This window comes from Bacteroides sp. 3_2_5, from assembly GCF_000159855.2.
Classification (GTDB): Bacteria; Bacteroidota; Bacteroidia; order Bacteroidales; family Bacteroidaceae; genus Bacteroides; species Bacteroides fragilis.
The window spans coordinates 1,016,699-1,040,518 of record NZ_JH636044.1 but is presented as its reverse complement, the minus strand read 5'-3'; the positions used below and the strand labels follow the sequence as shown (position 1 = coordinate 1,040,518).

General features: G+C 43.9%; 15 protein-coding genes. All 15 read right to left on the bottom strand.

All coding sequences use genetic code 11. The annotated features are described in order from the left end of the window. Nucleotides 1-3 precede the first annotated feature (3 nt). The 15 genes from BSHG_RS13625 to BSHG_RS13695 all read right to left on the bottom strand — a co-directional run bounded on the left by BSHG_RS13625 (nucleotide 4) and on the right by BSHG_RS13695 (nucleotide 23,722). Nucleotides 4-1,383, bottom strand: coding sequence for an MFS transporter (locus tag BSHG_RS13625; RefSeq protein WP_032496674.1), 1,380 nt, complete (start codon nucleotides 1,381-1,383; stop codon nucleotides 4-6). A 25-nt stretch (nucleotides 1,384-1,408) separates the two neighbouring features. Then, entirely contained in the window at nucleotides 1,409-2,581 is a 1,173-nt protein-coding gene (locus tag BSHG_RS13630) for a 4-O-beta-D-mannosyl-D-glucose phosphorylase (protein WP_005785018.1), read from the bottom strand. Between the two features lie 36 nt (nucleotides 2,582-2,617). After that, nucleotides 2,618-3,742 (bottom strand): glycoside hydrolase family 26 protein, encoded by a 1,125-nt coding sequence (locus BSHG_RS13635; protein WP_005785016.1) that lies wholly within the window; start codon nucleotides 3,740-3,742, stop codon nucleotides 2,618-2,620. 91 nt (nucleotides 3,743-3,833) lie between these two features. Beyond that, nucleotides 3,834-4,838 carry a methylcobamide--CoM methyltransferase gene (locus BSHG_RS13640; RefSeq protein ID WP_008658670.1) on the bottom strand — a complete coding sequence of 335 codons (1,005 nt, stop codon included), beginning with the start codon at nucleotides 4,836-4,838 and terminating at the stop codon, nucleotides 3,834-3,836. 6 nt (nucleotides 4,839-4,844) lie between these two features. Further along, entirely contained in the window at nucleotides 4,845-5,549 is a 705-nt protein-coding gene (locus BSHG_RS13645) for a vitamin B12 dependent-methionine synthase activation domain-containing protein (RefSeq protein ID WP_008658668.1), read from the bottom strand. Nucleotides 5,550-5,551: 2 nt separating this feature from the next. Further along, on the bottom strand, nucleotides 5,552-6,190 hold the full coding sequence (locus BSHG_RS13650; RefSeq protein ID WP_005785010.1) for a B12-binding domain-containing protein: 639 nt from the start codon (nucleotides 6,188-6,190) through the stop codon (nucleotides 5,552-5,554). Nucleotides 6,191-6,382: 192 nt separating this feature from the next. Further along, on the bottom strand, nucleotides 6,383-7,636 hold the full coding sequence (locus BSHG_RS13655) for a uroporphyrinogen decarboxylase family protein (protein ID WP_005801343.1): 1,254 nt from the start codon (nucleotides 7,634-7,636) through the stop codon (nucleotides 6,383-6,385). Between the two features lie 5 nt (nucleotides 7,637-7,641). Then, the gene (locus BSHG_RS13660) at nucleotides 7,642-10,059 is read right to left on the bottom strand and encodes a glycoside hydrolase family 3 N-terminal domain-containing protein (RefSeq protein WP_008658662.1); all 2,418 of its coding nucleotides are present in this window, start codon (nucleotides 10,057-10,059) and stop codon (nucleotides 7,642-7,644) included. A gap of 23 nt (nucleotides 10,060-10,082) precedes the next feature. Beyond that, complete coding sequence (locus BSHG_RS13665) at nucleotides 10,083-11,390, bottom strand: glycoside hydrolase 5 family protein (RefSeq protein WP_005813231.1); 1,308 nt, start codon at nucleotides 11,388-11,390, stop codon at nucleotides 10,083-10,085. Nucleotides 11,391-11,507: 117 nt separating this feature from the next. Continuing rightward, a complete protein-coding gene (locus tag BSHG_RS13670; RefSeq protein ID WP_005796113.1) occupies nucleotides 11,508-12,623 on the bottom strand; it encodes a glycoside hydrolase family 26 protein in 1,116 nt (371 codons plus the stop codon). Then, complete coding sequence (locus tag BSHG_RS13675) at nucleotides 12,623-15,838, bottom strand: carbohydrate-binding protein (RefSeq protein WP_008658658.1); 3,216 nt, start codon at nucleotides 15,836-15,838, stop codon at nucleotides 12,623-12,625. Before BSHG_RS13675 ends, BSHG_RS13670 begins: the two co-directional genes overlap by 1 nt. Continuing rightward, on the bottom strand, nucleotides 15,835-17,622 hold the full coding sequence (locus tag BSHG_RS13680; protein ID WP_008658657.1) for a hypothetical protein: 1,788 nt from the start codon (nucleotides 17,620-17,622) through the stop codon (nucleotides 15,835-15,837). The genes BSHG_RS13675 and BSHG_RS13680 overlap by 4 nt, the downstream gene beginning before the upstream one ends. Nucleotides 17,623-17,749: 127 nt before the next feature. After that, nucleotides 17,750-18,892: a glycan-binding surface protein gene (locus tag BSHG_RS13685; RefSeq protein WP_005796119.1), complete on the bottom strand. Its 1,143-nt coding sequence runs from the start codon at nucleotides 18,890-18,892 to the stop codon at nucleotides 17,750-17,752. Further along, a complete protein-coding gene (locus BSHG_RS13690; RefSeq protein ID WP_008658654.1) occupies nucleotides 18,892-20,559 on the bottom strand; it encodes a RagB/SusD family nutrient uptake outer membrane protein in 1,668 nt (555 codons plus the stop codon). The genes BSHG_RS13685 and BSHG_RS13690 overlap by 1 nt, the downstream gene beginning before the upstream one ends. 25 nt (nucleotides 20,560-20,584) lie before the next feature. Further along, the gene (locus tag BSHG_RS13695) at nucleotides 20,585-23,722 is read right to left on the bottom strand and encodes a SusC/RagA family TonB-linked outer membrane protein (RefSeq protein ID WP_008658652.1); all 3,138 of its coding nucleotides are present in this window, start codon (nucleotides 23,720-23,722) and stop codon (nucleotides 20,585-20,587) included. Nucleotides 23,723-23,820: the final 98 nt, after the last annotated feature.

Sequence of the window (23,820 nt, the reverse complement as noted above, 5' to 3'; positions counted from 1 at the left end):
GAATTATGATTGAATAGCCTTTCTTCTCTTCTCCAACTCTGAAGTCACCTCTCTCATCTTCTTCTCCGACAGCGGATACATACTGATAAAAACGACGGACAGAACTGTTCCGACAGCGGGCAACCAGCTGAGAAACATCTTAATCCCATGAATAGCCTCTACACTCTGCACTTCGTTGGCACGAAAGCCGAAGTAAGCCAACAACCAACCGGTCAGTGCACTTCCGATAGCCCAACCGAACTTCTGGCTCATGGACGAAGACGAAAAGATCAGACCTGTAGCCCGGTTGCCGGTCTTCAGTTCCGAATAGTCAGCACAGTCGGCATACATGGACCAGAGCAAAGGGAAAATACTTCCGGCACAGATACTGATCAGCACCTGAAAAACAAAAATCAGGGTGATGTCTCCTTTCCCAAACCAATAAAAGATAACGGAAAGGAGAGTAGCCAGACTCATGGCTCCCATGTATGTGTTTTTTTTGCCAATACGGTTACTGACCGGAGCTGCAAGAATCACTCCCACAATATTGGCAGCCTGTCCCACTGCCAGATAAAGGCCGCTCAGCACAAAAGAAACGCCAAAGAAGGAAACCGTGGAGTAATCCTCTTCCACAACAAAGTACTTGAAGTAATAAACCGTAGCTCCGTCACGAATAGAATTGAATACCAAAGCTGCCACTCCGGCTCCGAGCAGAATCCACCACGGACGGTTGTGAAGCAAATCTTTCAAATCGTCTTTCAGGGAGTTTTGTACTTCCCTGATCGGTTTTACCCGTTCACGTGTCAAGGCGAAACAAAGATAAAACAGAGCCGCACACATCACAGCAATCACCACCACACTCAACATCCATCCCCGTTGCTCGTCTTCTGCACCACCAAACAGGTTGACCATCGGCATGAAGAGCAGCAAAGCAATAAAACTGCCGATATAGGCAAAAGTCATACGGTAAGTGGACAGGGTATTCCGTTCTTTCGGGTCAGGACTCATCACTCCCAGCAGTGAAGCATAAGGCACATTGATAGCCGAATATACCATCATCATCAAAGAATAGGTGATGTAGGCATAGACCAGTTTTCCGGTATCATTCAACTCCGGAGTGGTGAAAGTAAAAATACCAATCAGTGCAAAAGGAACGGCAAGATACAGCAGATAAGGACGAAATTTCCCCCAGCGGGTCTGTGTGCGATCGGCAATCACTCCCACGATCGGATCGAAAGCCGAATCCCATACCCGGGTAATCAGAAACATGGTTCCTACCACAGCAGCAGGCAAGCCGAATACATCGGTATAAAAAATCATCAGATAGGACCCGAACAGTTTCCAGAACATGGACGAAGCCATATCGCCCAGTCCGTAACCGATCTTCTCTTTCAGTGTAATCATGGCAGTCATTCTATTCTTGGTTTTCTTATTTCATCAATCTCAGATTTCGTTCAATCAGGTTTTTCAGTATCTCTACCGAAGCTGAGGAAGAAAAGCCGTCCTGAGGAGTGTGCAGGCAGTAATCCACCAACCGTTCGATAGTTGAGGTAGCTACATGCATACGGGTGTCCGACGAAGCATAGTAGATAAATACTTTTCCGTCATCGTCGGCTATCCAACCATTCGAAAAAAGCACATTCGACACATCCCCAATGCGCTCTTCTCCTACCGGAGCCATAAAGTACCCCGCCGGAGAAGCTATCAGCCGGGTGGGATCATCCAACGATGTCATATACATATACAATACATACCTGAGCCCGGCAGCACAATTGCGTACTCCGTGTGCCAGATGAAGCCATCCCTGAGGAGTCTTGATAGGATGCGGCCCTTCACCGTTCTTCACCTCCTTGATGGTATGATAATATCGTTTGTCGATGATCTTCTCTTCTCCAACCTCGGCATGGGTTATATCGTCAATCAATGCCCATCCGATACCACCTCCGCTACCGGTATCGATAAATCCGTCTTGCGGACGGGTATAAAGTGCATACTTTCCATCCACAAACTCGGGGTGCAGCACCACATTACGTTGCTGACTCTTTGTTTTCAGATCCGGCAGACGTTCCCAATTTTTCAGGTCTTTGGTACGGGCAATGCCGGCAGTGGCTGTAGCTGACGATAAATCACCTATGGGAGCATTGTCATCGTGCCGTTCGGCACAAAAGATGCCATATATCCACCCATCTTCATGGGCAGTGAGACGCATATCGTATACATTGGTTGCAGGAACCACATCTTCGGGTAAGGTCACCGGATACTCCCAGAAGCGGAAATTATCAATACCGTTCGGGCTTTCGGCAACAGCAAAAAAAGATTTGCGGTCTGCTCCCTCCACTCTCACCAACATCAGGTACTTCCCATCCCACTTAATGGCTCCGGCATTCAACGTCGCATTCATACCGATACGTTCCATCAAAAAAGGATTCGTCTCCTCGTTCAGGTCGTATCGCCAAAAGACAGGAGTATGCGCTGCAGTCAGTACAGGGTAACGGTAACGCGTAATCACTCCGTTTCCCTCTTCTACCGGTTCATTCTTACGCATCAGCAGTGCTTCATGCCCGGCAAGCAATTTAGCAACTTTATCATTAAACAGACTCATAATGGACAGTGTTTTTATCGTTATTTATTTGATTTTCTATTTATAAAGGTTCTTCACGTCCGACACAAACAGAGTTTTCGGTTCACGGTAGAACTTCACAAAGTCATCGGCGGACACCTGTCCGGGATAAGGAGCATAATAGTGGTTTACCCTTTCACGTGCATTGCGCCACACCAACACATAACTGATAGGATACTTGCTGATTACCGGATAGAGAGTCTGTGTCCACCAGACAGAATCGGGAATAGCCTCGAAACCGGTTTCGGTAATGGCTATAGGCTTATCGTGCGCCTTACCTACTTCAGTCAGGATAGCAAGCGACTTATCCAATTGCTCCATATATTGTGTCCGGTCGAACTGATAGGTGTCAAAGCCCACCAGGTCGATGATATCATCTCCCGGATAACGCTCCAGATAAGCAGTCGAATCTTTGGGTTCCGATCCCGGTGAATAAGCATAAAGCAGGTTCTTTACTCCCCGGGCATGCATACGATCATGCGTCATCCGCCAAAGAGCCTTATACTGGTCGGCCGTGCAAAGATTTTGTCCCCACCAGAACCAACTGCCGGTATGCTCGTGCCAGGGACGGAAAATAACCGGTATTTTTGTACCTTCTTCCGTCTCCAAAGTATTCATAAAGGCTGCAACAGCATCGAGCCAACTTATAAATTTCGCATGATGTACACCACCGGGCAGTATGGAAGCTACAACCGTCGTATCACTCACATCCCACGCATCTTTACCGGTCAAGGGGTTATCGAGATGCCAGCTAAAAGAAACCACTCCTCCCCTTTTATATTGATTAATCGTCTCCTGACGTATTTTGCGAAACGGCACGTTATCCAGACTTTTCTCTCTTTCCAGTTCAATGTGGCCCAGATCAAACGACATGACAGCCGGATAATCACCACACACACTTTTCACGTCACTGCGATCTTCGTCACCTTCCCAGCCGACACCGTAAAGCGGATCGTCATGATGACCAAACATAATCCCCTGTGTGGGAACCTTCCGTAGATTATTCAGTAAATTCACTGTTTCCGCCGTTCGCAGAGTGTCGACAGTCGAATCCGCTCCTGTTTTCTTTCCGGAAGGTGAACAAGCACCCAATCCTGCCAATAGCAGTGCACCTGTAGCTAATATCTTTATTCTCTTTATCATAATTCGTTTATTTAACGATGAATACTATGCAAAAGTACGAGGGTTCCCCCTTGAAAACAAGTACAATATTATCCAATACTGGTATTATCATTCACCTACCCTTATTGTACTTCTCTACAGCCAGATAAAAGGCCTGAATATTGTCAAAAGGTACTTCGGGCGGAGTATCGCAACCGGTGGATATAATAAAGTTAGCGTATTCTCCGGTACAGGTCAGAAGTTCTTCTGTCCGTGCAAAAACATCTTCAGGCGTCAGTACCCTGAACACTCCTACAGGGTCCAGATTACCCATCACCCATACATCCGAAGGGCATTCCCGGAGAGCAGTTATCATATCCGCTTTATTTCCGAAATGATACCCTTTAGCACCGGTAGCCAGCATAGCAGCAGTGCAATGTCCGGTGTTACCGCAATTATGCAGAATAACTGCAAACGAATCATCCTGGACAGCATCGATAATACGTTTCACATAGACCGAAGAATAGCGTTGACAATCTTCATTCGAAAGAAGTCCGGCAGCCGGTTCCGCCATAATAACACCGGCCACTCCGGTCTCTTTGATAGCCAGACAATAACGGAGAATGAATTCCGTGCATTTCTCCAGTAAAAGCAGAACAGTATCGGGCTCGGTATAGATAGCCATCATAATTTCCGTCATATCGTATAGACGACCTGCCAGAGAATAGGGACCGATACAACCGGCCAGCACGGGCTTGTCTATTCCTTCTGCTGCTAGGCGGTCGGCCAGCAAATACTGAGGCATGCGTCCCGATTCGACCGAAGGAATCTGCAAAGCCTCAACATCTGCATATCCAGTGAGCAAACGTCCGCAAACACTGGGTACTTCATTGGGGGACATACTAAGTCGAGCTCCAAAAGCTTCTGCTTCCACGGTAAGATCCATAATAGTGGTACAAGCCGCCGATTGCGGAAAACATTCGTTCAAGGCACGGATAGCGTGATAATGAATTTCACCGTTCGTTACGGCATCCAATACCCGTTTCTCTAACAATTCAATACCCGGATGGGTCATAATGGGGATGGCTACCCGTTTTCCTGATACTAATTTATCTTTTATATATAATGATAGTTCCATAACATTCTATCTGTTTAGTTTATTTCTGTTTTTATAGCAATCGGCTTTGCCGCATAGTTCGCATCCATATTTCCGTTTGACAATACATGGACCATAAGCAATAATACCACTGACCGATTTAATAGGCGACATCAGCGAAGAATCACTCAATCGGACCCCGCAAGGAAATTCAGGCAAGCAGCTGAAAAGCAACTGCTGTTGCGTGACGTGCCATCCGCAATAACCGGGACTGTAAGGATGACTGACTCCGTATCCCAAAGGAAACATTCGGGATTCCACTTTCCGGCATACTTCACGGACAACTGCTTCAGCAATTGCCGAACCGTAAGCATCCAGAAGAAATTCGCGTAAGATGTCTCCCTGACTGCCTATCTTATGCTGAAAAGCCTCAAACTCGTACCCCGCAGTAGCAACAAAGAGTACATAGCCCGCAGCATCTTTAAGATAAGGAGTTATAACAGATCCTGTTTTCAGAGAAATACCGTTTACTCCCACCTCACAAGTACCGGCCGGCTCGGCATCGAACAGAGCATACAGAAAGCGGGGTGTACAAATTCCGGCAATCTCTGTTTCCAATGCATCAGATATTGCCTGTATCTCCGCATCAGGCACGTAACCGGCTCCCATTGAAAGATTAATATCCTCCGGATCGAGTCTCAACGAAGTGAAAGGCAGACACTCTTCAACAATATGGGAATTCACCAGTGGCATATTCAACAGGCGTTTATCAACTTCTTGGCCATTATTACGGCTGCATTGGCATTACTGGTATAGGCATCGGCACCGATAGATTTGGCAAAGGCATCGCTGACAGGTGCTCCTCCTACCATTACTTTTACTTTTCCCCTCAACCCAGAGGTTTCAAGGGCATCGATCACTTCCTTCATGTAATTCATGGTAGTGGTGAGCAGTGCGGACATGCAAATAATATCTGCCTTATTTTCCAATGCCGCAGAAATGAATTTATCACTCGATACATCCACTCCCAGATTGATGACTTCAAACCCACATCCTTCAAACATCGAAGCAACCAAGTTTTTACCTATATCATGCAAATCCCCTTTTACCGTACCAATCACAATCCGACCGATATACGAATTGACCTGCCCTTGCATCAGTGGTTTGAGTATATCGAGGGCACCACGCATGGCACGGGCGCTCATCAAGAGGTTCGGAACAAACACTTGTCCCGATTCAAAACGTGCTCCAATGGCTTCCATGGCTTTAATCATATATTCATTAATGATTTCCTGGGGTGCTGCTCCTCCGGCAACAGCTTCCCGGGTAACACTGACTGCCTGTTCCAATTTACCGGCCAAAATGGCTTCATATAATTCATTGAGGTTGTTCATAGCTTTTATCATTTATAAGATTAATAATATATAGATACTCTTTCTTAAAGATTACCTAACATAAATTTATTGTACAGCGAGATGATTTTACGATTTGCCAACCGATCTATCAGGGGACTTTAAGAGAATTTCAAAGCCATCTGATGATCAATACAGGCAAAACATGGTAGGAATAGTATTTTCTGAAGATTATCAAGAGATATCCTTTAGAGCATCGAACATCGCAACTACATTGTCTACCGGAACATTGGCCTGAACATTATGGACAGCATTGAAAACAAAACCTCCGTCACGGCCCAATATCTCACACTGCCCCATTACATGGCGACGTATCTCATCGGGAGTACCGAAAGGCAGTATCTTTTGCGTATCTACCCCACCGCCCCAAAAGGTCAATTGACTGCCGAATTCCTCTTTCAATCTTCTGGAATCCATGTCTTTGGCATTAATCTGAACCGGATTGATAATATCAAATCCGGCTTCGATCAATCCGGGTAGAATCGGGATAATAGCTCCACAGGAATGCTTAAAGATTTTCCAGGTAGTATGTTGATGTATCCAATCATTCATCCGTCGATAGTGTGGTAACCAAAGCTCACGGAAGGTATCTATAGAGCAAAACTGTGATTCCTGGGAACCGAAATCGGTCCCACATGTCAACACCACATCTATCTTATCTCCTAATGCAGCCCAGAGTTTTTCATAATTGGCAATGGCAATGTCGATCTCTTTCTCAAATACCTGATGCAAATAGTCCTGCCGCATAGCAGTAGACATATACCATTCTACCACACTACGAATCCCCTTGGGCTGCTTCAATCCCATACCGGGAACAAAAGCAACATCCCCCAGAGCCGTTCCCCCGAAACTGGCAACAACAGCTCTGCCGGTCTGATATGCCTTGTCTGCCTCAGCACAGTAATAAGCCAGATCATTCTCTGTCAATAGCCCGAACTCTTCTACATTGTCTTCCGGGTCCAAACGATCTTCTTCAATGGGCTGCTGACGCTCAATAGCATTAATGAAATAACATCCTTTGGGCATCACGGCACTGGGGGGATAATTTTGATCCCCACCGGCATACACATATACATCTCCCCGCATATCAGGAGTTAAATCCATTGCTTCAGGCACCAACACCCGTTGCCCCCAAGGGGTCGTCTGTTCGTGCATACGAGTCGTATCCAAATCGAAGATATCTTTGGGTCCACCTATACCTATACAGTCTACTCCGATCTTTTCGGCTAGTTCCGCATCTATCTCTCCTAACATCTGAAAAGCATCTACAATCTTCACCGGACGGGGTGCCAGTCCATAATAGTTTCTTAGCGCTTCCACAATACGGCAATGGATACCCGTGACTGCTGTAGACCCGAAATCAACCGGTATACTACCTGCATTCTGATGATTGAGTGCACAACGCACTTTATCTCTTGATCTGTTCATGACGTTTACATTTTAAAAGTATATTTTCGGTTTATCTCAAATGCTTGTCGGCAGGTAATATCCTCGGAAGAGCCTCCCACCATTATTGTAAAGCGTCCCGGTTCGACCACCCATTCCCCCTCTTGCATATACAGAGCCAATGACTTCTTATCAAGAGTAAAAGTTACTTCTCGGGATTCACCAGCCTTCAGGTGAATACGGCTGAACGCCCGTAACTGCTTGGCAGGAGTCGTAAAACTGCTTACGTCATCCCGGAAATAGAGTTGTGCCACTTCATCACCATCTGCAGTACCCTGATTTTGTATGGTTACTGTTACATCTACCCAGCAATCATCACTTCCTTCAGTTACCTGCACTTTCATATCCGTATAGGAAAAAGTTGTATAACTAAGACCATAACCGAAAGGATAACGAGGAGTACCCGGTTCTTCAACATATCGGCTACGATTTCCTTTCCGTCTTGTATTGTAGTATACCGGCAACTGACCGACCGAACGTGGCACAGAAAGAGTGAGACGTCCTGCGGGATTGTAATCACCGAAAAGCACATCGGCCACAGCATTCCCTCCCTGCATGCCCGGATACCAGGCATCCACAATTGCCTCTGCCTCTTGAATAGCTCCCTCCATCAATAACGGACGCCCTTTAATCAATACCAATACCACCGGTTTACCCAACCTGGAGATTTCTTCCAACAACTCCAGTTGTCTTCCCATAAGATGAAGTGTGGCTCGATCATAGCCTTCGCCACTTTCCATATCACTGATCTGATTTATAGTGACTTTTGCCGCACCGGTTTCTTCATATTCCGAGGAAAAATCCCGGGCACTCGATCCTCCCATCACCATTACTACGGTATCGGCATTACGGGCTGTTTCTATAGCATCTTTAAATCCGGTACGGGAAGAATCACGCACTGCACACCCCTTGGCATACAGCACACGAGTTTCTTTAGAGACCTTTTGTCGAATTCCATCCAAGACTGTCACTACAGTCCCATCGGCTTGAGGAGCAGTATAGTCTCCAAGCATATTATACACATTATCGGCATTGGGACCTATAACAGCAAGGGTACGAATATCCTTCTTCAACGGCAACAGCTTGTCCTTATTCTTAAGCAGAACGATTGACTGACGGGCTACTTCACGAGCCAGTCCGGTATGTTCGGAAGAGGCAACAAGTTGTACTGCCTGCTTTTCATCTACAAATGGATCATCAAACAATCCCATTTGGAATTTGAGAGATAAAATGCGACGTACCGCCTTATCTATCGTTGCTACAGCAACATCCCCTCTTTTGACCGCAGCAACCAACTGCTCAGCATAGACATTCGTTCCCAAATCACTATCCACTCCGGCATTCACGGCCTTTATGGCCGCCTCATAGTCATTGCCGGCAACACCATGTTCCCGTAATCCTCCGACAGCATACAAATCGGACACGACAAAACCTTTGAATTGCCAACGATCTTTCAGGATATCCGTTAACAAATAACGACTTCCAGTACATGGATTTCCGTCTATTTCATTGTATGAACTCATCACAGACAATGCCCCGGCACCTACCGCCTCACGAAAAGGAGGAAAGATAGCCTCTTCCAGTTCGCGCTCGCCTATATGGGCAGTACCTCCGTTATGTCCGCCTTCCGTCCAGCCATACGAAGCAAAATGTTTGAGGGTCGCTATCACGCTTTTACCGTCGTTTAATGTCTCTCCCTGAAAACCACGTACCAGAGCAGTTCCCATCACCCCATTCAGATAAGGATCTTCTCCATAAGTTTCCTCTACACGCGACCAACGCGGATCACGGGCCAAGTCGAGTACCGGTCCATAGCCGATGTGTGCTCCCTGAGCACTTGCTTCAATAGCAATGACACGTCCCATCTGCCGGATCAGTTCCGGATTCCAGGTACTTGCCTGACCGATGGAAGTCGGAAATACTGTTGTACCAATCGCCATGTGGCCATGCGGACATTCTTCCGCCAGAAACAGCGGAATACCCAAACGGCTATGTTCTATGACGTAAGATTGAAGACGATTGGACGCTCGGGCAGCCAGCGAAGGATTGAGTCCGGTATGCAACGTACGTTGCGTCCACGGATCAGCCCGCATAAAACCCCAGAGCGATCCGATATGGTACTCTCCGATTTCTTTCTCCAACTGAGGGGTCAGGCGGATGTCCTCTCCCACCCGTTCGTACATGGGCCACCCCAATGAAGTAAGCATCTGTCCTACCTTTTCCTCCAAAGTCATCTGTGACAAAAGATGCTCCACACGATACTCCACAGGAGCAGAAGGGTTTTCATAAGTGTCCATCCGCCCATTCTTATTCAGGTCATAAAAATGCAAGCGCGTCACTTTGTCTTTTTTCTTCCCGAATGTGTTTTTAGCCCGAACCGGAAAAATAAAAAACACACTCAACATCAAAAAGCATATTAATTTCATTTTCATTGTTTCTGAATTATCTGGTTAATATCACTTACCGCCTCCTTTATCATATTTATCGTCGAATCAGTTGCATAAACCGAATTCAGCCCTTGTTCCTCCTGCCCGGGATCTCCCATATAGTCATCTCCCCTTTGCCAAAAGAGATGTTGAGGTTCCGCAAATCCACCCCATGCCCAGAAGTTACATCCTTGGAAAACACCCTTTTCGGCAGCATGCTTTTCGACGATATCAAACACAGCTCTGTAATACCGGTCCCGCTGAACAGTGGAAGTATTCGAAGTAAACTTCACACTGTCTCTCGGTAAACCAAACTCTTCAAGTACCAGCGGCTTGTTTATCTTAAAAGCTTCCTGCACATGCATATCGATATAAGAGCAGGTGTTTTCTATTGCCTGCCCGATGGTACCCGGAATATCTTTCTTATCGATCCATCCCCAATTATTCGGCCAAATATGAATCGTAGTATAATCAACATTCGCATCGGCATGGATAGAAGTCCAAAGTGACAAATCCCCCTCACAACCGGCCATTCCTTCCGATCCAATAGAAACCAGATGGTTAGAATCCATAGATTTAATAAGAGCAGCGCAATCGGCAATCCAGGCTGCAAAACTCTTTTTATTGTCCTCACCGAACGGACGGGGTTCATTACCTATCTGCCAAGACATAATTGCAGGATCTTCACTATATTTTTTTCCAGTATACCGATTGACACGATTTACAACGTGAGTAATATGATCCCGGAACAAATGGTGTGCTTTTTCCGACTTAGCATATTGTGCCACATAATTCGAAAAAGCATCCCATCCGGCTACATTCGGCATAGGCACTTCACCATGTCCCGCCCAATAAAGATACTGGGAATATCCGCCCGACCACTCCCAGCTGTTATTCAGGAAAAGTACGGCATACATATCCCGTTTATCCAACTCCGACAGGAAGAAATCGAGCCCGTCAAAAATAGTATCATTATACACACCGGCTTCCACCTGAAGTGCAGGCTCAGCTTTCGTCGGAATCCCATCTTTTCCGTCTGCTCCAACAAGAACACGCAAATTGTTAATACCAAGAGCCTTCAAATAATCCAGTTCACGAAGTAATCTCTCCCGGTTACCTCCCTGTCCCTGTGACCCCAAAATAGCTCCATACCAAAAATTAGTTCCTATATAATAATAGGGTTTTCCATTCACCGTCAGACGTCCGTTTGACACACGGACAAAGGGATCAGGAGAAACCTGAGGAGAAGTGCACGCCCCAAGCACAATCAACAAGGTTAATAGGATAGTCGATAGGATTTTCATAATCATCAGATATTTTATTTATAAGATTCTTTCCACCCTGAAAGTGATATTGCAAAGATAGGCGTTGGATGGATGTATACCTAATACTATCTTAGCATTCCATGATATTATTTATAAGCAGGTTCAGTGCCAAGTATAAAAATTAGGAATTTCATCAGCGAAGAGCACCAAAGTGTCCCTCTTAAACCGACAAAAATCGGCTGCTGCCGGATGTCCTTTATAAGGAGAAAACCCCGACCAAGTGCATACATAATTCAAGGCTACCCCTTCCGAACGCAGAATAGATAACAATTGTGTATACCACAATGAATCACGTGTCTGTGTACCTGTCTCAGTAATGGCAGAAAGTTTTCCATGCTTTTGCGCATATTGTGTAAGGATACGGGCTTTCAGAACTACCAGGGAGGTATCTCCCCCATCCGGACGAAAATCCCAATAATTATCCATACCTACAACATCTACATATTTGTCTCCCGGATAACGTTCCAGATATTCGGCCTCAGTAGTGAAACCACAGTCCGGAGAAAATGCATATAAAAAGTTATGCACCTCTAAAGAATCTCTGAGATAAGTGACTGTAAACCGATACAACTTTTTAAATTCTTCAACCGAACAATGATTTTTTCCCCACCAAAACCAATTACCATCAAACTCATGCCAAGGACGGAATATGATCGGAATCAACTCTCCGTCATCGCCCTTTGCATTGTGTGCAAAATCAGCAATGATCTTCAAATCGGCTTTGAAGGTAGCATGATAAGAACCTCCCGGCAAGATATGACGAACCACTTGTGTTGTATCATAAAAATTTCCTCCGGTCACCGGATTATAATAATGCCAACAGAACGTAATAACATTTCCCCGATTATATGCAACATGGAATTTTTCCTGTATGTAATTCAATTCTTTTGTTTCCCAACTGCGAGGATTCGTAAAATGAAGGAAATCAAAACTAGCCAAAGCAGGATAAGCCCCCGTCACATCATACGCATCACATCGGTTTGCCTCATCCCTCCAGCGTGTACTATCCGAATCGAACCCATCCATTTCATAATTATGTTGTCCATAAACCACCCGTTTTCCGGTCAGTTGCCGCAAGTTATAGAACAATGCCGCCGTATGTTCAGTTGCTCTCGTATCAACCAACATCAATCTGGTTTCTGTCAAGAGGTTCCTTCGCGAAGATATGCAAGACAGGATGCATACTACAATAACAATATATATTCCAATTCTTTTCATTAATAATCTATTTGAATGATTTCTGATGCCTCACTTTCATGATCCCAAAAGGATACGGAAGTCACGCAATAATAATAAGTTCCTTTCAGAGAAGTCCCGTCGAAATCAAATCCATTATCGGCAAAACTCTGTGTATTTCCCGCTACAAACGTCACAAACGTATCTGCTCCGATTTTAAAATCAGGAGTTCTGCTACGATAGATGCGATACATTTCCACATTTGGCACACGACTCCAAAACATACGTTTACCACAAATTGGTTTTATCATCGGAACTTCGGGTTTATCATCTCCCGGTACCTCAGTTACTACCACCGTATGATTCCGAGCCGGAGCCGAACCCGGATAGCAAAATACATTGTCAGAATCTGAAACCGAAATGTAGTATTCTATTCCCTGACACGTAATCTCAGAAGCGGGTAAGGTTAATGTGAAGACACCTCTGGTCCGGTGCTTAAATGGTATTTTTTTCCACACTTTCTCTCCTGTTCTCCGATAGTGAAATATCCCGGATACAAATTCCGGTAACCGATTCTCAACGACTGAAAACCGAATGTGCAACGGAGTTCCCTCCATTATTGAAGCCAACGGGGAATTAATCACAATAACCGGAGCTTCCCGGTCAGCACTCCCGGCCAGACAATCGGCAGGTATTCCCAAAGGGCTTTTATGCCCTTCAATATCCACTGCATATACCGTATACGAAGCTGCTCCATGAAACTTATCCTGATAACAATTCACATCAGACGCCAATGTATCAATCTCTTCTCCATTACGACAAACCACGAAGGAACTTACTGCCGGCTCTTCATTACGCCAACTAATCTGTGCTCCCTCAAGAGTACCTTTAGCTATAATATGCGAAGGAGCCTGTACCCGTTGCTGTTTACGTAGCTGGTTGATCTTCTCTACATAGTTCTGTTTCACAAATCGATTCTGAGTACTCATAATGTTTCCATAGGAAGAAATATCTTCAATACGATACAAAAAGCTACGCGCCCATTCATCCATTTTCCCCGGTAAATCATTCCATTGATAATTTTCAAAATCAGTATTCAAAGCTATATGGCATGCTGCTCCATGAATACGTGCTCGTAATCGGGAGAGACGCAATTGTTGAAGTACATCCGAAGTAACGGCCATACAACTATCAATTGTTTTCAGCTGTTTATCAGCTAATTTCCCAGCTTTGGCTATTACATTAAAAGGTTGAAAACGAACATAAAGCGTATGAACACCTTTTAACCCTTTCACCGGAACGGTCAATGATTTCCAGGATTGCCAACCTTCCGTGTTCTTTACTTCAAACCGAGCGATAACAGGTCCTCCCAATCGATCCAGATAAACAGTAGCAACACCACCCGAAGATGCAGAAGCAATCCGTATGGACATTCGTTCGGGACTATTACTAAAATCAACTGCCGGATACTGCAACCAGTCATCAGCCATAATATATCCCACGCACTCTCCTCCTTCATCACAAGGAGCATTTTTTGTACCTTTTTTCTCTGCATATCCGGTGGCCTTTATCTCCACATCCTTTCCATTCTTTCCCCCAAAAGTCATCGAATAAAGATTCATCAACGGATAAGTATGTACCATCTGATTAAATCCGGGTGTTTCCTGACACTCACCGAAATCGGTAGCAAAAGGTTCGTTTTGATCGATAATGTCAGTAATGGCATCCACTGCATTTTCTCCATAATTGGCAAGTGCAAAGTCCCGATACACTTTCTCCGAAGAATCCAGCACTTCATGATTATACCAAGGAGCCTTACTGATATACCACATCTTTGGAGAAATAGCATCCGCCAATCTCCATGTCAGCGCATAAAATCCGTTCATATTGGCAGAAGCATCTCCAAAGGCCCGGATTGTTTCCGAAAGATCTACATTATAAGGATAGTAATACTCAGAACTGTTAAAATCACGTTCCAGCCAGGGACATCCCCAGTATTCACGATTTCCATAAACACTTCCCGGCTCAAAAGCGGCCGAATAGTAAGATATAGGGGCACAAATGACATCTTCAGGCAGACTATTCACCGATTCCGCAGTTAGCCCCCAGCCCGATACAGCTATACGGGTAAAAGGCGACTTCCGCTTCATCTCTTCATAAAATCCATCAAAGACTCTTCGCCAACGGGCATAAAAAGCCTCATTTTTCTGACCTTCGGATTGAAAACAAAGCAGATAGTCCAATTCCGGATACTCACGAGCTATTTCTGCGACCTGTACCTTTATCAAGTCTTTGTTATCCGGTTCAGACTGATATTCCGGCAAAACGACATCAATATCTAACCCTAAACCTATTTTTACACCACGTAAGTGTGCATAGGCAATCACCTTACGGAATATAGTTGCTCCTTTCTCTTTGATCTGACCATTCGTCAACGTTTCATTATGCAAGCCATAGTCTGCCCCAAAATCATAATCATCATAAACTTCAGATGCCCCGAAAAGATATTCGTTGATATTCCATCCGGGACAGCCCCATCCGTGTCCTGTCTTTATGGTAGGCATCCATCCACGCGATAAATGCCCTTTGTATTCAAAATTATGAAACAGTTCATTATGTCCGCAAAACCCGTTATAGTTATGAATCATAATGAAGTTCATACGCATCCGTGCTGCCTGATCTATGATGTAACGCCAATCATCCCAAGAATAAATGGTAGCCGATTGCGGAAAATTAGTCCAGGGAAGGAATCCACGGATAGCCACTGTCGGAGTTCGTTCATCTTGAATCAACGGTATTCTCGTCTGAACCTCTTTCTTATCAGGATATACATCTCCATTCATATAGAAACGCATTCCTAAGTGATCTTCCAGCAACCCATATACACCATAAAGCAATCCATTGGCATCAACACCTGCAATGACAACCAATTCCCTGCCTTTTTCTTTTACTGTCCGAATGACATATCCCTGCTCTCCCGGCATGGACTTCAGAGGTAATACTCCTTTGTCTCTCCAAGACTTCACTAACGGATGATCCAGTCTTGTCAGAACAAATTCCGTTTTCCTGTCCGGTACTTCTTCATGATCGATGGACAACAAGCGTCCGGACAGCTGATAATAATACCGCTGAAGTTCTACCGCCGCATATTCTTCAATCGGCGTAGCAGAAGCTGTTAACAAAATCTGTGCTTTGACAGCCGATGCTGCCATCCCCAAAATTAAGATAGCCAGCAGGTGATATGCCATTCGTTTCATTTTTCTTTTATTTTATTTTCCAGATAAATTTTAAGATCATTATATTCGCGCCACACACGTTGATTCAAAGAGCTAAGTACTCCCAATTCTCCACGAGAATGAACACGTTCCATATAAGTATCAAACATTTCTTTAACAGGGGCTGAAACTAACAGCCGATATGCGTCCATATACTCCTGCGAATCATTTATTTTCTCACCTTGCACTTCCTTCTTTTTTAAGATAAAAGCAGGCATCATAGCCCGATCTACCTCACCCAACAACAGCTCAAAACGGAACATTGCTATGAAACGTTTCAGATTCTCCCGTTTCTCTCCTCTTAACTTTTTCAATAACGATTCTCCCGAAGACACCAACTCTTGTCGTATTCGCACATTATTTTCATCTAATAATCCCCATTCCGGAGTATATGCATAAAATTCCGGTGACGGTACATTCCATTGAATCTGTTCACGATCCATTCTGGCAAGTAAAGGAGTCATTTCTTTTGCGACTTCTTCCCCAAATTCCTCTGTCAGATATCGGTCATACAATTGATCTACACTCTCGTCAGCACCCTTATCCGAAGCAAAACGAGCAAACGTTCGAAAATTAAAACGGGGTTCCTCTGTACGCCAGTGAATAGCAATTACTCCGTCCAGATTTTGTTCGGCAGCAAGCTTTACCTGTTCACGCATCATATTGACCCTCGGCTGAAAATGCCAGAGTTGATGATCCCCCTCCAACCAGGGTACAGCCCAAACACTACGGTTTCGGGCAATCTCTTCCAAGAAATCAGGTTGCGGACTTTTTCCTAAATCCGGATTAAGGCAACTGAAAATAATATCTTGTGGTAAGGCCCTATCCAGTCCTTTCAATAAAGAAGGCAACTGATGTCCCCCTCCCCAACCACCAAGGATTAACTTTGCACGAGAGCCTTTTGATTTCAAATGTTTATAAGTCAATTTCATGTATTCCAATGCCCATACCCCGACAAAACGAGCCGATGAATCGGCAGCCTCTTTAAAGAGTGCCTGATTCTCTTGATAAGCCCGGGCAAAGGGTTTATCTCTAAGTGCTTTCTGAACATCGACACCCATAAATGAATGTTCATTCAGCCACATCCAGATATAATCGATATCCGGATAAGTGTTTAGGATATCATCAATTGCCGCATAATGTATCTCGGCAGCTATCTGACTTTTCGGATTGGGGATCATATTCGATTCACCTGCCCAATAAAAACAATCTCCGGCTACATTCAAAGAAAAATATTCGGGAGGGATCACTCCAAATTCAAATCCCATAGCCATTCGGATTCCCCGTTCATGTGCCATCTTCAGAACATCCCTCATCAAGGACTGAGCTTTTTCATAATGTTCCCGAGAAGAATGTGATGTTATCGAACCATTATTGCCAAAAGCTTCTGCACCAACAGGCAATTGAAATATCTTTCCCGTATCAAAAGCAAAGTCTTTCACAGCCATCGGAAGATATCCCCAACGGGCTGTCATCGAATTATCAAAACAAGCTTGCGGAAGAATATTTTTATATTCTATTTTTATCATAGGTTCCACATAGGTGGCATAGCGTTCTCCACCACCAGTATAATTATGAAAACCAATAAAATTGATACCATTCTTCCGGCATTCATCCAGATAAATCCGGTAATCCGACAGATTCCAGGAAGTAGGTCCCGATAGAAAATTATGCCAGGGCAACACTCCCCTGATATTAAATTTGTCTTGTGCCTGGATTTCCAGGCAGATAAACAAAGCAATAAACAGATATTGAATTTTTCGCATTATCATTTTTGTTAGATTTATATTGCAAGCTGAGTTAAAAAGAGGGATAGTTCCATAAAAACTTCCCTCTTTTACCAACTCTACCCTACATCAAGCAGATTATAATCTGCTTTTTGCTAAGCACACCTTAATCTTTGGGAACGATACGGAAATTATCAAAACAGATATCCGTATCTTCCGCCCAACTATTACCCATAATCTGCAGGACTCCATCATTAGGAATATCTCCTTTCCACATCTCTCCCAGATCAATAGAAACGGTTTTCCATTCTCCATTTGTATTCAGAGCAAGTCCCGATGCAAAAGGTTCCCAATCGTAATTGATCTGTGAAAAATAGAAACGAATCTGCCTTTTAGTCAATGGTTTGATTGTATTTACTTCAAACTTCAGCAAATATTTATTTTGATCGGCAATAACCTCCGGAGAATATTCGACAGCACACTGTGCAATAGTAGTCACCTCGTTCCAGTCCCAATCGTTCGCATCCCCTTTATTGATCTTGAAACGGGAGAAGTATCCACTGTACGGAGCAGGCACAGGACCATCTATCACATATTTACTACCTCCCCAACCGGTAAACGGATCAAAGTCACACAGCATGTTGCCTTTTTCCATATATTTACCTGGAACCGTTACCTCTCCACAAACCGGACTGACTAATTTAATTTTTGATCCCATTACAGCATCTTCCGGCAATACAAAACTCAAGCTGTTGCCCGTTGATTTTGTAATTTTCACTTCTTTACCACCAAAGAACAGTTGTCCCGATTCGGTCGTTATCTCATAAAGATCGAAATAATCGCCGACTACTTTCATTGTATCACCGGCCGGTGTAAATTCATTGAACATTCCATTCACTTCCAATTCGGGGATAAACACTGATATCGGAGCTGTCACTGTAGAATTTCCACTCCCTAAAGTTATCAGATTATTTATTTCCCCCGGAATCACTCTTGGAATCGGAAAAGTAATTTCTCCGGAAGTGATGTATGCGTCTTTCAAATCAACCTGCACATCATTCACCAGAATTGAATTAACAGCATTCAGTCCCGTACCTTGCACTATGATGTACTGTGCAAGATTAGCCTGATCAATGCCCTGCTCACGGTCAAGTACGGTAGATACCCTTGTAACCGCCAAAGGAGCATATTCCACTTCATCGTCCTCACATGATGCAAAAAGCCCACAGCCCAGCATCACCCACACGAATAAAATATATCTAAATGTTTTCATTGCATCTTCAATTTTAAATGTTACGAATGTATTCATTACCATCCCGGATTATTAGAATCAATCTTATCATTAGAGTTCACTTCACTGGTAGGTATCGGATAAAGAAGATTTCGTTCCAAACGACGTTTAGTCACATTATGCTCATCCATATCGATGGCATTCATCACATCCAGATAGATACCCCAACGGAAAAGATCATAACGGCGGTCAGCTTCATAGGCCAATTCGCGGGCACGCTCTTCCAGTACAGCCGAACGGAATTCATCCTGATTCATTCCGGAGAACGGAGTGGCATGTGCACGCGTACGAATGCGGTTCACCTGATTATAGGCCTCAGCGTCCGGCCCACCATTCAATTCATTGACAGCCTCAGCATAAATCAACATGATATCCGGCAAACGGAGTAACGGAAAGTGAAAATCACTGTTTTTTTGTTTCCGGTCTGTAACAAAAGTAAATTTTGTCAACTTCGCCAATGTCCACCCCTGACCTTCATGATAGACTTCCGTACCATCAAAAGCATTGCCCTGACTGTCATATACCTCCTTATTCTCCACTTTATCTGCATACCAACGGGGATAATAGTTATAGATAACCTTACCATTGGATATACCATCCGACGCATATCGATGAATAACTCCATCGACAATACGCTTATCCTGTTCTTCGAAAAGCAGATACCAGTGATCGCGCATACCATACCAGTTACCTTCCATCGTACCGTCTTCTTTGAAAATGCCCACATAATCCTGACAGATCGTGTTTCCAAAGTCCTTATCACCGCTGATGGCCTGTGCCATCCAGATGTGTTCTCCCTTATTACGGTTTCCTATGGCCCATACGTCCATATAATTATCAAACAGGGTATATTCGTTTATCACCTCCCAAGCTTTGTCACGTGCCAACGCATAATACTTGGCCGGATCAAAAGACTCATAACCTGCAACAGTCTTTGCAATGTGCGTGATAGATTGTGGTTCAAATATATTCGGATCTCCTCCCTTGACCACGATAGGCACACCGGACATCGCCCCGGAAGCCATAGTAACATATACCTTCGCCAACAATGCTTTAGCAGCTCCATTTGAAGCATGCCCCACTACGAAACCTGCATCATCTTTTGAGTACATACCTTCAGCCTGTTCCAACAATTCGATAATATGTGCATATACATCCGAAACCGATGCACGAGGTTGACTCATAGCTTCTCCTTCCGAAATGGATTTCCGGAAAATAGGTACAGGACCGTAATTTCTCACCAAATTAAAATAAGCCCATGCTTTAAGGAAACAGAGTTGAGCTAAAGCATCCTGTTTACTCTCCTGGCTCAGATTACTCATTGCCGAAATCTTGGATATACCCAGATTTGCCCGGTGGATTAACGTATAACTACCTTGCCACATGTGGTCTATCCCCCAAAAACCTTGTGGGTTTCCCGCTCCCACATTACCGAATGCCCATGAAGCTCCTGATGCGTAGTCACAGTCCATATTGGTCAGGTAAAGATAAGATCCCGGAGCAATAAAGCTGGTGATCACCGTATTATAGGCTCCTGTCACGAGCTGAGAAGCTGCACTTTCACTGTCACCCAACTGCTCAGGCGACACAAAATCATAGGCCTTTTCATCCAGTAAATCATTGCATGAACATGCCAACAAGACCGTCCATAACAATAAAAACGATTTGAATATTATTTTTTTCATGACTTTTCTTGATTTGAGTTAAACATCAGAATGTACATTGTAAACCAAATGAGAAGGTGCGACTGCTTGGATATGAGAATAAGTCTACACCACGACGGGAAGCATCACTTCCGAAAGAATTTACATCCGGATCATACCAACTATATCCCGAAATGGTAAATACATTACTAACGGAAGCAAACAGATTGATAGATTCGATTCCTTTGAATGGAGAAATAAACTTATAGCCCAGATTAATATTCTTCATTCTCAGATAAGATCCATCTTCTACATAGCGGTCGGACAACTTCATTGTTCTCCCATAGCCGGCATAAGCTTTCGGCCATTTGGCATTCTCCCGATTTTCGGGTGTCCAACGGGATTCATATATATTCTGAGGAATATTACCAATACCACTCATAGTCACTTCAAGCAAGTTTGCATTAAAAATATCACCTCCGACACAGCCTTGCAGGAAAAAACTCAAAGAGAAATTCTTATAAGTAAAATTGTGAGTCATACCAAACGTAAAGTCCGGATTCGTGTCACCAATTACCTGACGATCGGCATTCGTAATACCGGCTACCCCATCAAAATCCTTATATTTTACCTCACCTACCATTGCTTTACATACAGCCTCCGACTCTTTTGCATAGAACGGATCAGCTCTCACCTCAGCTATATTATCATAAAAGCCGTCTTCCACAAATCCATAAATGGTTCCGATCGGCATTCCGTTACGCTGTAAGAACACATTATCAGCCTTACTCCATCCTTGAGCAAACTGATCGCCCGGAAGACCACTGATTTTATTACGATTAAAAGAAATATTAGCATCAAAGTCCCAATTGAGATTCTTTCCGGTGATTGCATAAAATTTTCCCGTAATTTCAAGTCCTTTATTGGTTACGTTACCAAAATTTGTCGTCATATTTGAAAAACCTGTACTTTGGGGTATCTGTATATTCTGTAACAAATCAGATGTTTTCTTATAATACAGATCAATAGTCAGATTAATTCTATTCTGGAAGAAACCCATATCCACTCCTACATTATACTGGCTGGTAGTTTCCCACTTCAGGTCCGGATTGGCCGGTCCTCTCCAAGTCAGATTGGCAAATCCACTGGCAAGTGCACCATTAATTGGATAATTGGCCACAGTCAGATAGTCACGGGTAGCATATGCCCCAATCGCCTGATTACCTGTTTGTCCATAACTTGCACGGAATTTCAGGTTACTAAACACATTCAGATCTTTAATAAACTGTTCTTCTGATGCTCTCCAGGCAATAGCCCCTGAAGCAAAGTTCGACCATTTATTACCAGGCGCAAACTTACTGGAACCATCTCGGCGGAAAGAGGCAGTAAACAGATATTTATTCATCAGATTATAGTTGGCACGTCCCAAAAAGGAAACCAAAGAAGTCATTCCTCGCCCGCTAGTCGGTTTCTGAGGATTCACAGCAGCACTCATATCAAAATCTTCTGTCAAGTCTTGCGGAAATCCGGTAGCTACCATTGCCTTATTACCATAATCCCCTCTTTCATAAGAGAAAGCTGCGACTACATTTAGCGAATGATTCCTATTAAAGGTCTTATTATAAGTTGCCATCGTTTCAAGTACCAGGTTTTTCGACCAGTTATCTGCCTTGGAAGCATATCCGTTTGTCGGATCTTTACCTTCTACTGTTTCCCTGTTGTAATACACATCACGTTCATTGATATTGTAGGAGAAACCAACATTCTGACAAACCTTCAAATCTTTGTACGGAGTGATCTCTACAAATGAAGAAGAAAAGAAACTGTTCGTTGTCAGTTCATCTTTAGCAGCACGTGTATATACATAAGGATTAGAAGAGAACCAGTTCAACTGGGCATTATTCGTTTCATCATCCAGCGGAGCGGTAGCCGGATAAAATAAAGCACCACGAATAATACCGTCACTGACAGAATTCGTTTTAGCAAGTTTATTCAGCGAATTGGTAAAACTCATATTCGTACCTATTTCAATCCATTCATGTACTTTACGAGCCAAGTTCGCACGGAATGAATAACGTTTGTATCCGGAGTTATGAATGATACCACTCTGATCCAAAATATTACCGGAGATTGCATAATATCCTTTATCATTCGAACCGTTCACGCTCAGATTGTATTCCTGGGAAAATGCTGTTTCAAATACTTCATCCTGCCAATTTACGCTAGGATATGTACCATTCCGATAGTCCTCCGGTCCAGGAGAATAAACAGATTCACCGGTACTGGGATCTACTTTGGAAGTACCCGGATATGGAATTGCTTCATTCGCATTCTCGTATTCATTAAACATCTGCGCTGCTTCATTCCTATACATCGCATATGCATATCCATCCAACATATCCAATTTCTTCACTACTTTCGATATTCCGAAATTAGCACTGAAGCTGATATTATCTTTTCCTTTTGCACCACGTTTGGTAGTAATCAATACCACACCATTTGCACCACGCGATCCATAGATGGCTGTGGCAGAGGCATCTTTCAAGATCTCAATAGATTCGATATCCGACGGATTAATTGTCGAAAGCGGATTGGCTGTCTGCATCATACCGTCTTTGCCTGTTCCCGGCATTCCACTACTGGTAAAAGGAATACCATCCACGATATAAAGCGGTTCGGTAGAGGTGGAGAATGAATTAGCACCACGAATCTGAATACTTACCCCGGCTCCGGGAGCACCATCATTCTGGTTAACCTGCACACCTGCAATACGCCCTTGGAGTCCCTGATTAATACTAATCGGGTTTGTTTTCATTAAATCTTCACTTTTGATGCTGGTGACCGAACCAGTCAAGTCACTCTTCTTCATGGAGCCATAGCCTATAACTACTACTTCATCCAGTAGTTCAGTATCCTCTTTCATGGTCACATTGAGCACTTTTTGTCCGGGTTTTAAAGTGATCTCCTGTTCTTTATAACCTACACACGAAAAGACCAATACATTCTTACCATTTGGGACGTTAACACTATACTTACCGTCCACATTGGCAATAGAACCGGTTCCGGCACCTTTAACCAGAACATTGGCTCCGATCAATGGAGATCCATCGTTAGCATCGGTAATTACACCTGTAACAATGGTTTGCTGAGCCATCATATGGCCACTCATTAAGAGTGCCATCAGAAACAACATCATGTTCTTCATACTATTACACTGATTTTAAATGATTAATTTTGTGATAATGCAAAAATAGAGTCAACCGGCAGAACAAACAAATATGATTTTATCATTCACTTATGCAA